This window comes from Pseudomonas sp. GW821-FHT12A04 (assembly GCF_058807755.1).
In genome coordinates this window covers 241,930-260,468 of record NZ_JBXAQZ010000011.1, presented here as the reverse complement: position 1 = coordinate 260,468, position 18,539 = coordinate 241,930, and the positions used below count along the sequence as shown (strand labels likewise).

The window sequence follows — 18,539 nt, the reverse complement described above, 5'->3', positions numbered from 1 at the left end:
CTTCGGGGCAGTAACCGCCCGTCTGGACAGGCGCCAACATTAATTCAAGCCGAGGTTTTTTGTGGGGCTGTTTCGTGGCTATGGGACTTTGGTCTAACGGGTTGTCCGCCGGTGCATTTACGTAGACCATGGGCGCCTTGGTTTTTGCCTGTGCCAGAGTTCTTTTCATGACTAACACCGATTCGCGCCCGACGCCGTTCAGCCGCTCGGACTACAAGACCCTGGGGCTCGCCGCTCTCGGCGGGGCGCTGGAAATCTACGACTTCATCATCTTCGTGTTTTTCGCCCTGACCCTCAGCCAGTTGTTCTTCCCGCCGGAAATGCCCGAGTGGCTTCGATTGCTGCAAAGCTTCGGGATCTTCGTCACCGGTTACCTGGCGCGACCGCTGGGGGGCATCCTGATGGCGCACTTCGCCGACCGTCTGGGGCGAAAGAAAGTCTTCAGCCTGAGCATCCTGATGATGGCGTTGCCCTGTCTGCTGATCGGGATCATGCCGACCTATGCGCAAATCGGCTATTTCGCACCCTTGCTGCTGTTGGCCCTGCGCATCCTCCAGGGCGCGGCGGTGGGCGGCGAGGTACCCAGTGCCTGGGTATTCGTCGCCGAGCACGCACCCATTGCCCACCGCGGCTATGCCTTGGGCTTCTTGCAGGCGGGGCTGACCTTCGGCTATTTGATCGGGGCATTGACCGCGACCTTCCTGGCGCAGGCGTTCACTGCGGCGGAAATCCTCGATTACGCCTGGCGTTATCCCTTCCTGTTGGGCGGCGTGTTTGGGGTGATTGGCGTGTGGCTGCGTCGCTGGCTCAGCGAAACCCCAGTGTTCACGGCCATGCAGGCGCAGCGCGAGGCGGCTGGCGAACTGCCGCTGCGTACGGTCTTGCGCGAGCATCGCCTGGCCATTTTGCCGGCGATGATTCTCACTTGTGTGCTGACCTCGGCCGTGGTGGTGTTCGTGGTCATCACCCCGACCATGATGCAGAAAACCTTTGGCATGACCGCCAGCCATACCTTTGCCTTGAGCGCACTGGGCATCGTGTTCTTGAACATCGGCTGCGTGCTCGCCGGGCTGCTGGTCGATCGCATCGGCGCCTGGCGCACGGTGATGCTCTATAGCCTGCTGCTGCCGCTGGGCATCGGCGTGCTGTATGCCTGCCTGATCATGGGCGGCGACTGGATCGGCCTGGCCTACGCGGTGGCCGGGCTGTCCTGCGGGGTAGTTGGCGCGGTGCCATCGGTGATGGTCAGCCTGTTCCCGGCGCGGATTCGCGTTTCGGGGATCTCGTTCACCTACAACATTGCCTATGCCGCATGGGCGAGTGTCACACCGCTGTTGTTGATCGGTCTGATGCCATGGAGCCCATGGATCTGCGTGATGTTCAGTGCGGTGATGGGCGCGGTGGGCATGGGCAGTGCGGCGTACTTCGGTGCGCGGATGCCGAGAATCGCAGGCTGTCCTGCGGCTGGCGCGTATTGATCGGGCATGTCGTAACTATTTTTTGTAGGACAAGCCTGAAGCACGCTTAAGAAAATGTTTCCAAGGCCGATGGTTAGGCTGCATATCGCTTTCTACCCCTGTCCATCGGTGCTTTCCCATGTTCAATAAACGCTTGAAGCAGGAGCTGTCGGCTCTTCGTGAAGAACTCTCCAGCCTCCAGCAAGTGAAGGAAAGTCTGGAAAGCGAAATGCTGGTGCTGACCCTCGACAGCAACGGGCGGGTTCAGTCGGTCAACCAGAACTTCCTTGGCGAAATGCATTACAAGAGCGGCGACCTGATTGGCCGACACATCGACGATCTGGTCCCGGATCAAGTGAAATCCGATGAATTCCAGCTGCGCTTCAAGAACGCGTTGACCCGTGGCGAGCACTTCGCCGGCGCAGTGCGTCTGTTGCGCGGTACCGGCCAGGAAGCGTGGTTGCGTTCGATCCTGCAACCGGTGCGCTCGGCGGACGGGCGGATCAAGTGTTTTTCGATCTTTTCCAGCGACCTGACCCGCACCATCGAGGCCTCCCGCGAACACGAGAACCTGATCGGCGCGCTGGTGCGCTCCACGGCGGTGATCGAATTCGACCTCAACGGCAACGTGCTGACCGCCAACGACCGCTTCCTCAGCGGTATGGGTTACAGCCTGGCGCAGATCAAGGGCAAGCATCACCGCACCTTCTGCCTGCCGGAAGAATACAACAGTGACGCATACCATAACTTCTGGCGTCGCCTGAATGCGGGCGAGTACGTGGCCGACCGTTTCAAACGTGTCGACAGCCATGGTCGTGCGGTCTGGCTTGAGGCGTCCTACAACCCGGTGGCCGATGCCAACAATAATCTCTACAAGGTGGTGAAGTTCGCCACGGTGATTACCGATCAGGTCAATCAGGAGCAAGCCGTCGCCGAGGCGGCCAACATCGCCTACAGCACCTCGCAGCAAACCGACCAAAGCGCTCAGCGCGGCAACGCCGTGGTGACCCAGGCCGTGGACGTGATGCGCAACCTGGCCAGGCATATGCAAACCGCCGGCGATGGCATCGAAGCGCTGAACGAGCAGTCGCTGGTGATCGGTACCATTGTCAAAACCATCAGCGGCATTGCCGAGCAGACCAACCTGCTGGCGCTCAACGCGGCCATCGAAGCGGCCCGTGCGGGCGAGCAGGGGCGGGGGTTCGCCGTGGTGGCTGATGAGGTCCGGCAACTGGCTTCGCGCACCAGCCAGGCCACCGACGAAATCGTCCTCGTGGTGCGGCAGAACCAGGACATGGCGCGCAACGCCGTAGCGCTGATGACCGACGGCAAGCTTCAGGCCGAGCAGGGCCTGGCACTGGCGGCGGAAGCGGGTACGGTGATTGTCGAGATCCAGGACGGCGCGCAGAAAGTGGTCAACGCGGTGGGGCAGTTTGCCAATCAACTCACCAACTGACCTGAGATCAGCTCTTGGTGGGAGCGGGCTTGCTCCGGGCGGCGTTCCGACGAAAGCGGTGTGTCATTCAACCCAGCGGTGACTGAATTGACGCCTTCGCGAGCAAGCCCGCTCCCACAGGGTTACGTGGGCGCTACAATCGGCTCTTTTCCCCCAGGAGCAGACTTCCATGAGCGTTCCCCACCGCCGTCCGGTTCCCTTGTCCAAGGCCTATCGTCTGCTCAATCATGGCCCGACCGTGCTGGTCAGCGCAGCCCACGATGGCCAGCAAAATATCATGGCGGCAGCCTGGGCCATGCCGCTGGATTTCGAACCACCGAAAATTGCCGTGGTGCTGGACAAGTCCACCTGGACTCGCCAGTTGCTGGAAGCCTCGGGCACGTTTGTGTTGAACGTTCCGTGCGCTGCACAGGCCGACATTGTGCAGACCGTCGGTTCGACCTCCGGCCTGGAGTTGACCCAGGGCCAGGGGCGCGACAAGTTTGAGACCTACGATTTACAGACGTTCACCGGCCAGTCGGTTGATGCGCCGATGCTCGAAGGCTGCGTGGCCTGGCTGGAATGTCGCCTGTTGCCGGAGCCGAACAACCACCAGCAGTACGATCTGTTCCTGGCTGAAGTGATTGCCGCCCAGGCTGACGAGCGCGTGTTCAGCGAAGGCCGCTGGCACTTCGAAGGGCAAGACGCCTTGCGCACCTTGCACCACGTGGCGGGCGGGCACTTCTTGACCATTGGTGATCCAGTGGACGGCAAGACCTTGCAGGCGTGAGGCGGCCAGCGCTCAAATCCAGACATCATTCTCGGCCGTGCGCTCGCCACCTTCGCGGCCGGTATTGAGCACGCCCTTGGGTTCGATCAGCAGGAGTTTTACCTCCTGCCCCGCGCTGGGTTTGTGCTCGACGCCTTTGGGCACCACATACATCTCCCCGGCGTTCACCAGCACATGGCCATCGCGAAAGTCGATACGTAACTGGCCTTCCAGAACGATGAAGGTTTCGTCGGTATCGAAGTGGTCGTGCCAGATGAAATCCCCCAGCAGCTTCACCACCTTGAACTGGTAGTCGTTCATTTCGGCGATGACCCGGGGCGACCAGTGCGAATCGATCCGGGTGAGCTTTTCCGCGAAGTTCAGGCTTTCGTAGGCGTTCATCATGGGGCTCTCGTGGTTGATCCTGGGCCACGATAGCCAGCAATTCGACGCGATTCTTGAACGATTGTGCGTGGCTCAGCGCCGCTGCAGGTTCAGCCAGCGGGCCGGTGGCAAGCCGTAGGCTTTGCTGAATTGCCGAGTCATGTGGCTCTGGTCGGTGAAGCCGGCGATCAGCGCGGCGCTGACCAGTGTCTGCCCCTGAGTCAGCAGCGCGCGGACCATGTCCAGGCGTCGCATGGTCAGGTAGCGATAGGGACTGGTACCGAACAACAGGCGAAAATCCCGGGACAGGCTCCAGCGATCCCGGCCACTGTGTTGCGCCAGCTCATCGAGTGTCACGGTGCGATCGAGGGCGCTGTGGATGTATTCCCGCGCGCGCTGCGCGGCCACGTAATCGAAACCCGAGCGTTTGGCTGGCACACCGGAAACGCTGCTCAAGGCCTGCGCCAGATCGAACAGCGCATCCTGTTCTTCCAGTGGATCGAGCGGGCAATCAAGGCTGCGCAGCAAGGCTCCCGTAGTAGCAAACAGGCGGGGGTCGTTCGACAGTCCGGTCTTGATGAACGGCAGCGGTTGGCCGCCGAGCATCTGCTGGATCAGCGCCGGTTCGATGTACATCATCCGGTACTGGAAACCGGACTCGGTGCCGGCCTCGCCATCGTGGGCTTCGTCCGGGTGCAGCACGATCGTTGCGCCTGGCTGGCTGTGACGCCAGCCACCGCGATACTGAAAGCTCTGCACCCCGGCCAGGGTGTGGCCGATGGCATAGGTGTCGTGGCGGTGAAGATCGTAGCCATGGCCGGCAAAAAACGCCTCGAAACGCTGTAGCCCGCCGACATCGGGCGCGCGATGGAACCAGTCATTGCGAGGCGGGTACTTGGCCATGGTGATGATTGTCTTGAGCTCGATGCGCAACACGGTAACCCAGTCAGCGACTCCCTGTCTTCTGATCGCAAGGCGACAGGTACGCTAGAAAACCAAGGGCAAATACTGCACTGTGTGGCGCATTCTCTGCAGGTCGTTTTTCTATTCGTCAGGTGAGGCCAGGTCATGAGCAAGCTGCGCGTGGGGATCATTTTCGGGGGCCGTTCGGCTGAGCATGAGGTGTCGCTGCAATCGGCGAAAAACATCGTCGATGCGCTGGACCGTTCACGCTTCGAACCGGTGCTGATCGGCATCGACAAACAAGGCCACTGGCACCTCAACGATCCTTCGAATTTTTTGCTGAATCAGGAAAATCCGGCGCTGATCGCCCTCAACCAGTCCAACCGCGAACTGGCCGTGGTGCCGGGTAAAGCCAGTCAGCAACTGGTGGAAACCTCCAGCCAGGAACTGCTTGGCCACGTCGATGTGATCTTCCCGATTGTCCACGGCACCCTCGGTGAAGACGGTTGCCTGCAAGGCTTGCTGCGCATGGCCGATCTGCCGTTTGTCGGCTCCGATGTACTCGGCTCGGCCGTGTGCATGGACAAGGACATCAGCAAGCGCCTGCTGCGCGATGCCGGCCTTGCCGTGACGCCGTTCGTGACATTGACCCGTGCCACGGCGGCCCGCACCGGGTTTGCCGAGGTGCGGGGCAAGTTGGGTTTGCCGCTGTTCGTCAAACCGGCGAATCAGGGCTCTTCCGTGGGTGTGAGTAAGGTCACCGACGAGGCTGAGTACAGCGCAGCGGTGGAGCTGGCCTTGAGTTTCGATACCAAGGTGTTGATCGAATCTGCCGTCAGCGGCCGCGAGATTGAATGCGCAGTGCTCGGCAATGAAGACGCCATCGCCAGTGGCTGCGGCGAGATCGTGGTGCGCAGCGGGTTCTATTCCTACGACAGCAAGTACATCGACGACACGGCTGCTGAAGTGGTGGTGCCGGCCAATATCAGTGTCGAGGCCAGCGAGCGCATTCGCGCCCTGGCCGTCGAAGCATTCCAGATACTGGGCTGCTCCGGCCTGGCCCGCGTCGACGTGTTCCTGACTGACAGCGGCGAAGTGCTGATCAACGAAATCAATTCGCTGCCTGGCTTCACCCGCATCAGCATGTACCCGAAACTGTGGCAGGCCACCGGCATGACCTACAGCGAGCTGGTGACGCGACTGATCGAGCTGGCGCTGGAAAAGCACCAGGTTCGGCAGGGGTTGAAGATCAGTCGATAAATGCGCTGCTGATTTTCGCTTGTTCGTAAACAAAAGGGCCTACTCACCTGTAAGCCCTTTCTCACACCTGCGTACGACTCAATCCCCCAACGCTTGTCCCTCACGCCGTGGGTCGGCGCCTCCCGTCAGCGATGCTTTCCCCTGGGCGTCCTTGACCCGAACAATCGCCTGGGTCCCGCTGGTCATGTCGATCTCGCTCACGTTGTGCCCTTTGTCTTTCAGCGCCTGAATCAGCGTCGGGCTGAACTGCCCCTGTTCCAGTTCGGTCGGGCCGTTGCGGCTGCCGAAGTTGGGCAGGTTGATGGCGGCTTGGGCATCGAGGTTCCAGTCGAGCAGGCCGATGGTGGATTTGGCCACGTATTCGATGATTTGCGAGCCGCCGGGGGAACCGACGGTGGCGAGGAATTCGCCGCTCTGGCGGTCGAAGATCAGGGTTGGGGCCATGGACGAACGCGGGCGTTTGCCGGGCTCGACGCGGTTGGCGACTTTTTGCCCGTTTTCCTCGGGGATGAACGAGAAGTCGGTCATCTCGTTGTTGAGCATGAAACCCTGAACCATGATGTGCGAGCCAAACGCTGACTCGATGGTGGTGGTCATCGACACGGCGCCACCCGCGTCATCGACGGCCACCACTTGCGAGGTGGAAATCCGCAGTGGCGAACGGTCCGGCGCATAGGCCACACGGATGCCCGGCGGAGTGCCGTGTTTGGCCGTGCCCATGCTGCGTTCACCAATCAGGGCGGCGCGGCTGGCGAGGTAGGCCGGGTCGACCAGGCCCTTGACCGGCACGGGGACGAAGTCTGTATCGGCTAAGTATTGAGCGCGGTCGGCGTAGGCCAGGCGTTCGGCCTCAGAGATCAGGTGCACGGCTTGCGGGTCGGGTTCGATGCCGGCCGGGGCCGTGGTCTTGACCGGTTGCAGCGGTGCCAGCGCCAGGCGTTTATCGCGGGTCTCCAGGGCTTCCAGCGTGCCGAGGATCTGCGCCACGGCGATCCCGCCCGACGACGGCGGCGGCATGCCGCAGACCTGCCAGCGCTTGTAGTCGGTGCACAGCGGCGCGCGCTCCTTGGCCTGGTAGTTGGCGAGATCGGTCAGGGACAGGCTGCCGGGGTTGTCGTGCCCCTGCACCTTGGCCGCGATTTCCTCGGCGACCGGGCCTTTGTACAGGGCATCCGGGCCTTCATGGGCAATGCGCTTGAACACGGCGGCCAGTGCCGGGTTCTTCAAGTTTGTGCCGACGGCTTTTGGGCTGCCATCGGCATTGCGAAAGTAAGCCATCATTTCCGGCGAGCGAGGCATGGACGAATCCGCGGCGATCAACCGGTGCAGGCGTGGCGAAATGGCGAAGCCTTGTTCGGCGAGCTGGATGGCCGGTTCAAACAGCTGCGCCCAGGGCAGGCGTCCGTGTTTTTGATGGGCCAGTTCCAGGGCGCGCAGCACGCCGGGTGTGCCCACCGAACGACCGCCAATCTGCGCCTGGGTGAACCCCATCGGTTGTCCGTTGGCTTGCAGGAAAAGCTTTTCGGTGGCGCCGGCCGGAGCGGTTTCACGTCCGTCGTAGGTGCGCACGGCCTTGCCATCCCAGAGGACGATCAATGCGCCGCCGCCGATGCCCGAAGACTGTGGCTCGACTAGCGTCAACACGGCTTGCATCGCAATCGCCGCGTCGATGGCCGAGCCGCCCCGGCGCAGCATCTCCCGCCCGGCTTCGGCCGCCAGCGGATTGGCCGCCGCTGCCATGAATTTCTCGGCATGTTGAGTTTTCAGGTCGGTGCGGAAACCGGAAGCGCTTTCCGGTGCGAGCGGCAGCGTCGGCACCGAAGCGTTGTTGCACGCGGCCAGGGTCAAGGCACTGGCGAGCAGAACCAGGGTTGGCAGGCGATAGCGGCGCAATGGAAAGGTTGAGAACACGTGGGGTACTCCGTCCGTTGGATCTACGATCAGTGGACTCTATCGGCCGACCGGGAGGGACGCAAACCAGGTCCCACGGCATTGACGCTTTTGTCCTTCATCAAAAGCGGGATTTTCTGTAGGGTCGTTGCCAACAGGCAGGCCGGAAAATCAACAAGAGGCAGACATGCAAACCGAGTTCCCCACCCAGTCCAGCTATCGCACCCAGCGTGAACAGTTCCTGGTCGCCGCGACCACGGCAGGCGCAACGCTGACGGAGTATCCACACCCGCTCAAGGGGCCGTTTGGTGAGTCCCTGAGCACGGATGTGGCGGTATTGGGTGATCCGGGCGCCAAGCGCCTGTTGATCGCGCTGAGCGGCACCCACGGAGTCGAAGGCTTCTACGGCTCGGGTTGCCAGATCAAATGGCTGCAGGAGTTGGACAAGCGCTCCCTGCCAGCGGATGTCGCCGTGGTCATGGTCCATGCCATCAACCCTTGGGGCATGGCGTGGTTGCGCCGGGTCAACGAAGACAACATCGACCTGAACCGCAATCACCTGGATTTCCAGCGACCGCTGCCGGACAACCAGGCCTATGACGCCCTGCATGAAATCTATGCCTGCCCACAGTTGCAAGGTCCGGAGCGTGATCGTGCCGATGCCTTGCTCGACGAACAGATTCGCCTGCACGGCTGGCCGGCAGTCATGTCGATTGTCGAGGGCGGTCAGCATGCTCACCCCGACGGTCTGTTTTTCGGCGGGCTGGCGCCGAGCTGGTCGAACCGCACGTTGCACAAGATCGTGCAAATGCACGTAGCCCATGCCGAGGTCGCCATGTGTTTCGACTTGCACACGGGCGCTGGCGAATACGGTCATCCGATGTTGTTGACCATCACCGAGTCCGCCTATCCGGCGCTGGCGGATGCGCAGGCGATTTATGGCCCGTGGCTCTACAGCCTGCAGACCGGTGCCGATACCCTGAGCGAAACCGGCGTGGCGGCAACGGCCACCGGCTATACCTCGCAGGCATTGATCGATGCGCTGCCGCAGGTACGGCTGATGCCGTTTGTCATTGAGTGTGGGACTTACCCGGGGCCGGACGTTCACCGGCATCTGCGCGATGATCACTGGCTGCATTTGCATGGCAACCCGAGCGACGCAACGGGGCGCGGGATCAAGTTGAATCTGCTGGAGCAGTTCTATCCGGCGGATAGCGATTGGCAGGCGATGGTCTGGTTGCGCACTTGGCAGATCTGGGAGCGGGCGTTATCGGCATTGCCGACCATTGGCGTCTGATCGATGCGCGCATGCGGTTGAGGATTTCCTGCAACCGCAGCGTACTTTTTCAAGGCATAAAAAAACGGCCTACCTTTCGGTAAGCCGTTTTTAGTACTTGGTGGCTACACAGGGACTTGAACCCCGGACCCCAGCATTATGAATGCTATGCTCTAACCAACTGAGCTATGTAGCCAAGTGGCGCGCATTATTCACCGGTAACGGGGATGCGTCAAGCATAAATCTAAAATATTTCTCTGCGCTTTCAACCGTTTATCAAAATCTATCCTCTGAGCAGCGGTGAAGGGCAGCGCTGGAACCAGCGGCTGGCCTGTTCGTAGGCGTGGGCCAGTTGCAGGACAGCGAAGTCGGCCTGGTGTCTGCCGATGATTTGCAGGCCCATGGGCAGGCCGCTGGCGTTGAAGCCGACCTGTACGTTGGCTACCGGGCAGCCGGACAAGGTGCCGGGAATCACCACCTCCATCCAGCGGTGATAGGTGTCCATGGTCACGCCTTCGATGGTGGTGGGCCACGGTTGGGTTTTATCGAAGGGGAACACCTGGGCGCTGGGCAGCAGCAGGTAGTCGTATTTTTCGAACAACCTGGAGATCGCCCGATACCAGTCGCTGCGCGTCACCGAGGCGGCAAACACGTCGGTGGCCGAGAGTTTCAGGCCGTTTTCGACTTCCCAGCAGGCTTCCGGTTTCAACAGCGCCCGTTTTTGCGGGTCGGCGTATGTCGCGCCCAACGAGCCGGCGACCATCCAGTGGCGCAACGTCCGCCAACTGCTCCACAGCTTCTCTGGCGCGAATCCGGATTGAACGGGCTCGATGTGGCAACCCAGGCTTTCGAAATCGGCAAAGGCCTTTTCACACAGCGAGAGGATGTCTTTTTCCATCGGCAGGTAGCCGTTGAAGTCGCCGAGCCAGCCCAGACGCGTGCCTTTGAAGTCCCGATCCAGCGGTGCCGCAAAGGCGCTGCCGGGCTCGGCAATCGACAGCGGCGCCCGTGCATCGGCCCCGGCCTGCACTGACAGCAGCAACGCCGCATCGCGCACGCTGCGAGCCATGGGGCCTTCGTAGCCGAGTTGGTCGATGAACAGGTCGGCACTGTCATCGAAAGGCACGCGGCCCTGGGACGGACGGAAACCGAAGATGTTGTTGAAAGCCGCCGGGTTGCGCAGCGAGCCCATCATGTCGCTGCCGTCGGCCACCGGCACCAGGTGCATCGCCAGCGCCGCCGCTGCACCGCCGCTGCTGCCGCCAGCGGTCTTGCTCGGGTCGTAGGCGCAACCGGTCGCGCCGAACAGCGGGTTATAGCTTTGCGAACCGAGGCCGAATTCCGGGGTATTGCTCTTGCCGATGATGATCGCGCCCGCCGCTTTGATTCGCTCGACCATGATGCCGTCGCGCTCGGGGATGAAGTCCTTGTACAGCGGCGAACCCAGCGTGGTGCGGATGCCACGGGTCAGGGACAAGTCCTTGATGGCGTGGGGCAGGCCGTGCATCCAGCCACGGTATTGGCCTTTCGCCAGTTCGGCGTCGCGGATATCGGCCTGGGCCAGCAGGTCTTGCGGCGCTTGCAGGCTCACCAGTGCATTGATCTTCGGATTGAAACGTTCGATATGGGCAAGATAAGTCTGCATCACTTCCCGGCAGGAAACCTGGCGCAGGCGGATGCGTTCGGCGAGCTCGTGGGCCTGCAACAGGACCAGTTCGCTGATGTTATTAGAGTTCATTGCAAGCGGCCTTTCAGACGGCTGGAAAAACGCCCCGTCATCGCGTCGGGGCGGTAGAGATCAACGCATCAGGTTGGTCCAGAGACGGTCGGCCAGGCGGATCGCGCCTTCGCCGCAGGTCTTGCTGAACACCACCTGGGTGCCTTCGGGAATGTGCAGTTCCGGGGCATCCTTGAGGCCCGCGTCGAGGAACGGCTCCACACCCTTGATCGGGCTCTGGTGCTTGAGGAAGTTCTGGGTCATCGCCGCGTTTTCGGGCTGGCTGAGGAACGCGATGAAGGCCTTGGCGTTTGCCGGGTTCTTGCTGCCGGTCGGGATGACCATGTTGTCGACCCAGGCCAGCACACCTTCTTTCGGGTACAGGTATTTCAGGCTCGGTTTCATCTCCCGGGCGCGCATCGACGAGCCACCCCAGAAGGTCGACATGTCGATTTCGCCGGAGGCGAGGTTTTCGCGGATCGAACCGGCCTTGGAACTGTAGGTTTTGACGAAGGGTTTCTGCGCCTTGAGCAGGGTCAGAATCTGCTGCATCTGCTTCGGGTCTTCGCTGCACAGTGGAATGTTCAGATACAGGCTGGCCATGTCCACCACGTCGCTGACCGAGTCGAACATGTTGATTCGTCCTTGCAGCTCGGCCGGTGGCTCGTAAAGCACCTTGAGGCTGTCGGCAGGCCCCTTGTAGCGCTCGGTGTTGAGCACCACGCTGGTGGTGCCCCAGATGAACGGCACGGAATAGGCACCTTCCGGGTCCCAGGTGGGTTTTTTCAGGTTGTCGACGACGCTGGCGTAGTAAGGCTCGTTGACCGGGTCGAAGCGCTCCAGCAGTTTTTCCTTGATCAGGATCGGCACGAACTGGTGCGAGGGGATCGCCACGTCATAACCGGCACCGCCCTGTTTCAATTTGGCCAGCAGGGTTTCGTTGGAATCGTAGGAGTCGACTGTAACTTCGATGCCGGTCTGCTTCTGGAACTTGGCGAGAATCTCCGGCGAAAAGTAGCCGCTCCAGCTCACCACGTTGAGTTTTTCCGCGGCCTGAACGCTGCCGACCATGGTCAGCGGTAAAGTCAGGAACAACGAAGTGCCGATGCTTTTAATCCACTTGCTCATGCTATTTCCCCACAGTACGTAGAAGGTTCAGGTTTTCTTTTTGCCCAGCAGATAAGAGAGCGTGACGAACAGCACCGAGACGCCCAGGATCAGGGTCGAGACAGCGTTGACGTCCGGTGTCACACCCATGCGCAACAGGCCGAAGATGAAGATCGGCAAGGTGGTGGTGCCGGCCTGGGAGACCATCATCGAGATCACGAAGTTATCCAGCGACACGATGAAGGCCAGCATCAACCCGGAGAAAATCCCCGGCATCAGCAGCGGCAACGTGACCTTGCGAAAGGTCCGCCACGGGCCGGCATAGAGGTCGGCCGAGGCTTGTTCCAGGGACAGGTCCATGTCGTTCAGGCGTGCCCGTATCGGCAGAAAGGCGAACGGGATACAGAACACCGTGTGCGCGATGATCAGGTTGCCGTAGCCCAGGGACAGACCGATGGTGGAGAACAGCGCGAGGGTGGCGACGCCGACCACGATTTCCGGCAGCACCAGGGGCAACATGATCGCGCCCATGGACAATTGCAGGCCTTTGAACTTCGCACCCCGTGAAGTGCCGAGAGCGGCGAGGGTGGCGATGGCCGTGGCGACCATGCTGGCGCAGACCGCGATCAACAGGCTGTTGCCAGCCGCCTGGCGCAGGGCCTGGTTGGCGAATGCGGCGCGATACCAGTCGAAGCTGAAACCGGTCCACACCGTGGCCGACTGGTTGGCATTGAACGAAAACACCACCAGCACCACGATCGGCGCGTAGAGGTACAGGTAGAACAGGAAACTGAAACCGCCGAAGCCGGGGAAGTCCTGCACCCCCAGCGTGTTGCGTTTGAACAGGCCGATCATCACGCACCTCCTTTGGCGATGCGCTGGCGTTCGGCACGCAAGGCATAAACCGTCAGTACCAACATCACCGCCGCCATCAGCACCAGCGACAGAGCCGCACCGAAAGGCCAGTTACGCGCATCGCTGAACTGGCGGAAGATCAGGTTGCCGAGCATCATTCGCGTGCCGCCACCGAGCAGTTCCGGAGCGATCATCGCGCCCAGGCAAGGCACGAAAGTGAGGATGGCGCCGGCGAGAATTCCCGGTTTGGCAATCGGCAACACCACCTTGCGCAAGGTTCGAACGCGTCCGGCGTAGAGGTCTTGAGCGGCTTCGAGCAGGCGGATGTCCATTTTTTCCAGGGTGGCGTAGATCGGCAGCACGACGAAGGGCGCATAGGTATAAACCAGCCCCAGCAGCACCGCACCGTCGGTGTAGAGCAGTTGCAGCGGCTGGTCGATGACCCCGAGGCCCATCAGGCTGTTGTTGATCACCCCGGTGTTGCGCAGCAGCAGAATCCAGGCGTAGGTGCGGATCAACAGGTTGGCCCAGAACGGTACGGTGATCAGGAAGATCAGCAAGCCACGGCGATGGGCCGGTTGCATGGCCAGCCATACCGCCACCGGAAAACCGATCAACAGGGTGATGAGCGTGGTCAGCCCGGCGATGCCGATGGAGCGCAGGGCAATGATCAGGTAGGAGTCGGCGAAGGCCAGGCTGTCGTCCAGTTGCCGCTCGAACAGCAGCGAGGTGTAGGCGTCACTGCTGAATACCTTGTTCACCCCGCCATAGGGGTTAGCCTCCATCAGCGAGTAACCGATGACGATCAGGATCGGCACGATCAGAAACAGGCCGATGGCGATCAGCGCGGGGCTGACACCGAGAAAGCTCTGGAAGGCCCGCCGACGTTCCAGTGTGTTGGCAATCGGTAAAGCGTGCATGGCAATTCCTCGTGCTCAATCGTGCAGGACGCTGGCGCTGCCCTGGTCGAACAACAGACCGGCCTGACTGCCGACGGCGAAGCGTTTGCTCTGGTCGACGCAGTTGGGGGTGCGCACGGTGAGGCGTGAACCGTCGCTCAGGCTGACCTGGTATTGCAGGTCGGTGCCGAGGTAGATCTGCGCTTCGATCCGGCACGGCAGAGCGTTCTCAGTGGTGGCTGGCACCAGATGCAAACGCTCGGGGCGCACGGACAATGCGACGTTGGCACCGACTCGCACATCGCTGCATGGCTGTGCAGGCAATGGATGACCGGCCGGACCGGCGAACCAGGCGAGGCCGTCTGCAACGCGGGTGACCGTGCCTTCGATGAAGTTGGTTTCACCGATGAAGTCCGCCACGAAGCGATTGCGCGGGCGTTCGTAGATGTCTTCCGGACGACCGACCTGCTGCACCTCGCCTTCGGACAACACGGCGATACGGTCGGACATGGTCAGGGCTTCTTCCTGGTCGTGGGTGACGAAGATGAAGGTGATGCCGGTGCGCGCCTGAATGGTTTTCAGCTCTTCGCGCATGGCCTGGCGCAGCTTGAGGTCCAACGCCGAAAGCGGTTCGTCGAGCAGCAAGACCTTGGGATGCGGCGCCAATGCACGAGCGAGGGCGACACGCTGTTGCTGACCGCCAGACAGTTGCGCCGGCTTGCGGTTGGCAAAGCGCTCCATCTGCACCAGGGCGAGCATCTCGCGCACCCGTTCTGCCATTTGCGTTTTGTTCAGGACTTTGCCCATCGGGTGGGACTCAAGGCCGAAGGCCAGGTTCTCGGCGATGGTCATGTGCGGGAACAGCGCGTAATGCTGGAACACCGTGTTGACCGGGCGCTGGAAGGGCGGGCGGTCGGCGATGTTTTCGCCGTAGAGCAGAATTTCGCCTTCGGTAGGGAATTCGAACCCGGCGATCATCCGCAGGAGCGTGGTTTTGCCGCAGCCCGAAGGGCCGAGAAGGGTGAAGAACTCGTTGTCGCGAATGTCCAGGTCGATGCTTTTGAGCGCCACCGGGCCAGTCTTTGGATCACCGTAGACTTTGCGCACTGAGCGGATGGACACCGCCAGCGTTTGCAGCGAATGCAGGGCATTCATGCGTTACCTCCGATTCCCCCATCGCCTGCGCACGTGCTGAAAACAGCTGTGTCGTCGGGCCATGGATATTATTTTTCTGGGCAGGATCGAGATTGCGTTCGGGTGTTGTAACCAGCTGTTTTGTTGTTCTGCTGTGGATCGATTATCAGCGAGGGGTTGCGGGGGCGAAACTTCAATTTTAACATAGGGGCTGTTAAAAAATTTAACAGCAGAAGGCGCCCGGAAACCATGCCTGACCACCGTTTGCCGCCGCTCAACGCGGTGCGTGCCTTTGATGCCGCGGCCCGGTTGGGCAGCTATGTCGAAGCCTCCAAAGCCCTGCACGTGACCCAGCCGGCCATCGGCCGTCATGTGAAATTGCTGGAAGACTGGCTGGGCATCCAACTGTTCGAGCGCACCTCTCGCGGGGTCAACCTGACGACGGCGGGGGAGAAGTACCACCGCAAGATCACCGCCGCCTTGCAGCTGATCATCGAAGCTGGAAAAGAGGCGCAGCCAAAACACGCCGAACGCTGGCTGCGCATCATGGTGGTGCCAGGGTTTGCCAAGCGCTGGCTGATGCCGCGCATCGAGGCCATGCGTCATCTGCGCCCGGGCTTGAAGTTCGCCATCGAGCCCAACTCCACCTTCACCGAAGTGGATGGCAAAAGCGCTGACCTGGGCATCGTCTACGGGTTGGACGGCCAATATGCGCACTCGCGCACCAGCCTGATTTGTCCTCGGGTGTTTCCGATCTGTTCCCCCGACTATCTGGCCAGCGTCGAGCCCATCGACAGCCCCGCGGACCTGGTGAAACACAACCTGATCCATGTGGATGACGGCGAGTGGTGGAACCTGTGGTTCGCCGCCAACGACCTCGACATGCACCTCAATTCGGACATGCTCTACGTCAACAACGACCACGCGCTGTCGGTGGCCGAGAGCGGGCAGGGCATCGCACTGGCCAACGAAGTGCTGGTGCGCGACGAACTCCATAGCGGCAAGCTGGTGCGGGTGGTGGACGCGCAAGTGAAGCTGGAAAGCTATCGAGTGCTGACGCCGTCCGCCGAACTCTCGGCAGACGCGGCGTGGTTTATCGACTGGCTCAAGAGCGAACTGGAGCAGGACTTCCCGGAGGCGGTGATCCGCGCCTGAGAAGTCCTGGCGGGTTCAACTCAAACGGAAGCGCCCGGTGTTGTCGCTTAAGGCTTTGCTGCCGTGGCTCAGGGTGTCCGCGGCCTGGTTCACCGCGCGGGCCCCTTCGAGCAAGCGCACCGCCGCTTGATCGACCTGCTGGATATTGCCGCTGACCTCGTCGGCGGTACTGGCCTGTTCCTCCACCGCCGTGGCGATTTGCGCCAGGGTATCGGTGACGCTCTGCACCGCACTGGCGATTTCCCCGAGCCGTTCACCGAGGCCGGTGACCGCTTGCGCATCGCTCTCTGCCTGATTGCACGCAGCTTGCATCAGGCTGACGGCCTCATTCACGGTGTTGCGCAGGCTGTCGACCGTGCCGGCGATCTGTGCGGTCGACGACTGGGTGCGTTGGGACAGGCTGCGCACTTCATCGGCCACCACTGCGAAGCCACGCCCTTGCTCGCCCGCCCGGGCCGCCTCGATGGCGGCGTTGAGTGCCAGCAGGTTGGTCTGCTCGGCGACACCGCGAATGGTGTCGACCACCAGTTGAATCTGCTGTCCTTGTTCACTGACCCGGCCCAGCGCCGCAGCGGTCTCGTTCAGACGTTGATTGAGCTGCTGGATACTCGCGGTGGTGCGCTGGCTGTCACGGCTGCTGTCTGCGGCAATGCGCCGGGTGTGCTGGGCGCTGCCGGACGCCTGTTCGCAGCTGTGGGCCACCCCTTGTGAGGTGGCGGCCAGTTGCGTCGCCGCAGCGGCAATCTGGCTGATCTGCAGCTTCTGGGCTTCGACTTCGCCCAGGGCGTCGCTGGAATGATGGTTGAGGGTTTGTACCGCGTTGCTCAGTTGCAGGGTTTCGTGATCCACCCCTTGCAGGCTGGTGCGCAGTTGCACCACGGCGACGTTCAGCGCGGTGCTGATGACCGCCAGTTCGTCCCGGCCTTGAACCGGCACTTGCAGGCTCAGATTGCCATCGCGCAGGGCCTCGGCCAGTACCGTGATGCCGCTGGCGCTGCGGCGGATCGAGGCCTGCAAACAGATGAACAGATACAGCGCGGCCAACAGCAGGCAGCCCAACACGGCGGCCACAACAACGAACTGGCGGATCGCCGAGTCGTGGTAGTAATCCAGGCGTTGATCCAGCGACACCAGCGACTGCTGACGCAACGAGGCGAGGTCAGAGAGCAGGGCGTCGAGACTGCGTTCGAAGTCCTCCGGCTTGAGGTTGATGCTGCCACCGAACACGCCGTCATCCAGCACCTTCAGGCCCGCATCGAGGCGCTTGAGGCTGTCGTGGTATTGCCCGGCCCAGGTTTGCAGGGCGCTGGGCAAGCGCGCTTCGAGCAGGCCTGCGGTTTTCACCAGCTGCTCTCGCGCATCGCCGATGCGGCTGCGCAGGTCGCGCAGTTGCAGGCGGCTTTGCAGGGTGAACTGTCCGGACACCACCGAGGCCTGGCCCACAGCAGCCAGACGACCGACCCGTTCGATCAGGTCCGGCGCATGCTGTGTGGAGATCTGCGTCAGCAAGTAGGTTTCCAGCCACGGTGCCAGCGTCAGGCGATTGTCCATGGCGATCTGCTCGCGTAAGGCTTGCAGGGCGCTCAAAGCGTTAGTGAAGCGATCGTATCCATCCGGCCACCAACCGACATTGCTCAGGCTTTTTGAGTCGAGGCCATCGAGGGCGGTTTGCAGGGCCTGATAACGCGACAGGGTTTCGCCCTCGGCGCTTTCTTTTTGCAGGGCATTGCCCAATTCGGCAGTGGCCTGGCTGACGGCGGGCTGAACCCCATCGAAGGCGGCCATCGCGGCGAGGGTGGCCGGCGTTGGCTGGCGATTGGTTTCCGTGGCGCGCCACCTGGCGGCGCGATCACGCTGGGCGGCGAGCAGGTCATCCAGCGCATCGAGCGCAAGCAGTTGCCGCACCCCGGCGCGTTCGCCGGAGATCAGGCTGAGTTTGTCGCGATAGTCCTGGCCGATCATCCACAGGCTGCCGGCCAGCGGCAGGATAAACAGCAGAAACAACAGCTGGAATTTACGTGCGAAGCCAAAACGCCCCAGCAGCCCGATCCCCGGTGATAAAAAAGCCTGCATGCCCCATGACTCCTCTGGACACCACGCACTATTGGCGTGCGACGGAGGTTGTCGCACCCCCGACTCGTGCCCTCTAAAAAGGCCTCGAAAGTTCACCCTTGTCCGCTCTGTAGGCCGACTCTGTAGCGAAACTTCCCATTGTCGGTCTCCTTTGTAAGGAGGCCGCGTTCAAGCAGACAAGGAAGGCAAGATTCAGACCATGGCTTTGCGCCATCAAGGTTGTGG

The 18,539-nt window shown here is 61.7% G+C and carries 15 protein-coding genes, 1 tRNA gene and 1 pseudogene; 7 read left to right on the top strand and 10 right to left on the bottom strand.

Going from position 1 to position 18,539, the window contains the following annotated elements; translation table 11 throughout:
* Positions 1–167: 167 nt before the first annotated feature.
* From AC1RS8_RS18895 to AC1RS8_RS18880, 4 genes and pseudogenes are all read left to right on the top strand, one after another.
* Positions 168–1,478: an MFS transporter gene (locus AC1RS8_RS18895; protein WP_489339222.1), complete on the top strand. Its 1,311-nt coding sequence runs from the start codon at positions 168–170 to the stop codon at positions 1,476–1,478.
* A 118-nt stretch (positions 1,479–1,596) separates the two neighbouring features.
* A pseudogene (locus AC1RS8_RS18890) lies at positions 1,597–2,325 on the top strand (PAS domain-containing protein); the annotation flags it as partial.
* Positions 2,305–2,913, top strand: a complete 609-nt coding sequence (locus AC1RS8_RS18885; protein ID WP_489340647.1) for a methyl-accepting chemotaxis protein — start codon at positions 2,305–2,307, stop codon at positions 2,911–2,913. The pseudogene AC1RS8_RS18890 and the gene AC1RS8_RS18885, both read left to right, overlap by 21 nt.
* A 169-nt stretch (positions 2,914–3,082) precedes the next feature.
* Positions 3,083–3,682, top strand: coding sequence for a flavin reductase family protein (locus AC1RS8_RS18880; RefSeq protein WP_489339221.1), 600 nt, complete (start codon positions 3,083–3,085; stop codon positions 3,680–3,682).
* A 12-nt stretch (positions 3,683–3,694) separates the two neighbouring features.
* Here AC1RS8_RS18880 and AC1RS8_RS18875 read toward each other — a convergent pair whose 3' ends face one another.
* Positions 3,695–4,063, bottom strand: coding sequence for a cupin domain-containing protein (locus tag AC1RS8_RS18875; RefSeq protein WP_090457996.1), 369 nt, complete (start codon positions 4,061–4,063; stop codon positions 3,695–3,697).
* Between the two features lie 75 nt (positions 4,064–4,138).
* The gene (locus AC1RS8_RS18870) at positions 4,139–4,948 is read right to left on the bottom strand and encodes an AraC family transcriptional regulator (RefSeq protein WP_090457994.1); all 810 of its coding nucleotides are present in this window, start codon (positions 4,946–4,948) and stop codon (positions 4,139–4,141) included.
* A 165-nt stretch (positions 4,949–5,113) separates the two neighbouring features.
* Between AC1RS8_RS18870 and ddlA the strand changes: the two genes are divergently transcribed.
* The gene (gene ddlA / locus AC1RS8_RS18865; protein WP_489339220.1) at positions 5,114–6,208 is read left to right on the top strand and encodes a D-alanine--D-alanine ligase; all 1,095 of its coding nucleotides are present in this window, start codon (positions 5,114–5,116) and stop codon (positions 6,206–6,208) included.
* Between the two features lie 78 nt (positions 6,209–6,286).
* Here ddlA and ggt read toward each other — a convergent pair whose 3' ends face one another.
* Positions 6,287–8,119, bottom strand: coding sequence for a gamma-glutamyltransferase (gene ggt, locus AC1RS8_RS18860; RefSeq protein ID WP_489339219.1), 1,833 nt, complete (start codon positions 8,117–8,119; stop codon positions 6,287–6,289).
* A 166-nt stretch (positions 8,120–8,285) separates the two neighbouring features.
* Here ggt and AC1RS8_RS18855 point away from each other — a divergent pair, with 166 nt between their 5' ends.
* On the top strand, positions 8,286–9,395 hold the full coding sequence (locus AC1RS8_RS18855; protein ID WP_489339218.1) for a DUF2817 domain-containing protein: 1,110 nt from the start codon (positions 8,286–8,288) through the stop codon (positions 9,393–9,395).
* Positions 9,396–9,493: 98 nt separating this feature from the next.
* Here AC1RS8_RS18855 and AC1RS8_RS18850 read toward each other — a convergent pair.
* The 6 genes from AC1RS8_RS18850 to AC1RS8_RS18825 form a co-directional block, all read right to left on the bottom strand.
* Positions 9,494–9,570, bottom strand: a tRNA-Met gene (locus AC1RS8_RS18850).
* Between the two features lie 87 nt (positions 9,571–9,657).
* On the bottom strand, positions 9,658–11,112 hold the full coding sequence (locus tag AC1RS8_RS18845; protein ID WP_489339217.1) for an amidase: 1,455 nt from the start codon (positions 11,110–11,112) through the stop codon (positions 9,658–9,660).
* A 60-nt stretch (positions 11,113–11,172) separates the two neighbouring features.
* Complete coding sequence (locus AC1RS8_RS18840; protein ID WP_057713306.1) at positions 11,173–12,219, bottom strand: ABC transporter substrate-binding protein; 1,047 nt, start codon at positions 12,217–12,219, stop codon at positions 11,173–11,175.
* A 27-nt stretch (positions 12,220–12,246) separates the two neighbouring features.
* Positions 12,247–13,053 (bottom strand): ABC transporter permease, encoded by an 807-nt coding sequence (locus AC1RS8_RS18835; RefSeq protein WP_057713307.1) that lies wholly within the window; start codon positions 13,051–13,053, stop codon positions 12,247–12,249.
* A complete protein-coding gene (locus AC1RS8_RS18830; protein ID WP_007981819.1) occupies positions 13,053–13,973 on the bottom strand; it encodes an ABC transporter permease in 921 nt (306 codons plus the stop codon). Before AC1RS8_RS18830 ends, AC1RS8_RS18835 begins: the two co-directional genes overlap by 1 nt.
* 15 nt (positions 13,974–13,988) lie before the next feature.
* Complete coding sequence (locus AC1RS8_RS18825) at positions 13,989–15,107, bottom strand: ABC transporter ATP-binding protein (RefSeq protein WP_218494205.1); 1,119 nt, start codon at positions 15,105–15,107, stop codon at positions 13,989–13,991.
* A 228-nt stretch (positions 15,108–15,335) separates the two neighbouring features.
* On the opposite strand from AC1RS8_RS18825, the gene AC1RS8_RS18820 reads away from it, so the two are divergent.
* Complete coding sequence (locus AC1RS8_RS18820) at positions 15,336–16,241, top strand: LysR substrate-binding domain-containing protein (RefSeq protein WP_057713310.1); 906 nt, start codon at positions 15,336–15,338, stop codon at positions 16,239–16,241.
* A gap of 15 nt (positions 16,242–16,256) precedes the next feature.
* On the opposite strand, the gene AC1RS8_RS18815 is transcribed toward AC1RS8_RS18820, so the two are convergent.
* On the bottom strand, positions 16,257–18,314 hold the full coding sequence (locus AC1RS8_RS18815) for a methyl-accepting chemotaxis protein (protein WP_489339216.1): 2,058 nt from the start codon (positions 18,312–18,314) through the stop codon (positions 16,257–16,259).
* Between the last annotated feature and the right edge of the window lie 225 nt (positions 18,315–18,539).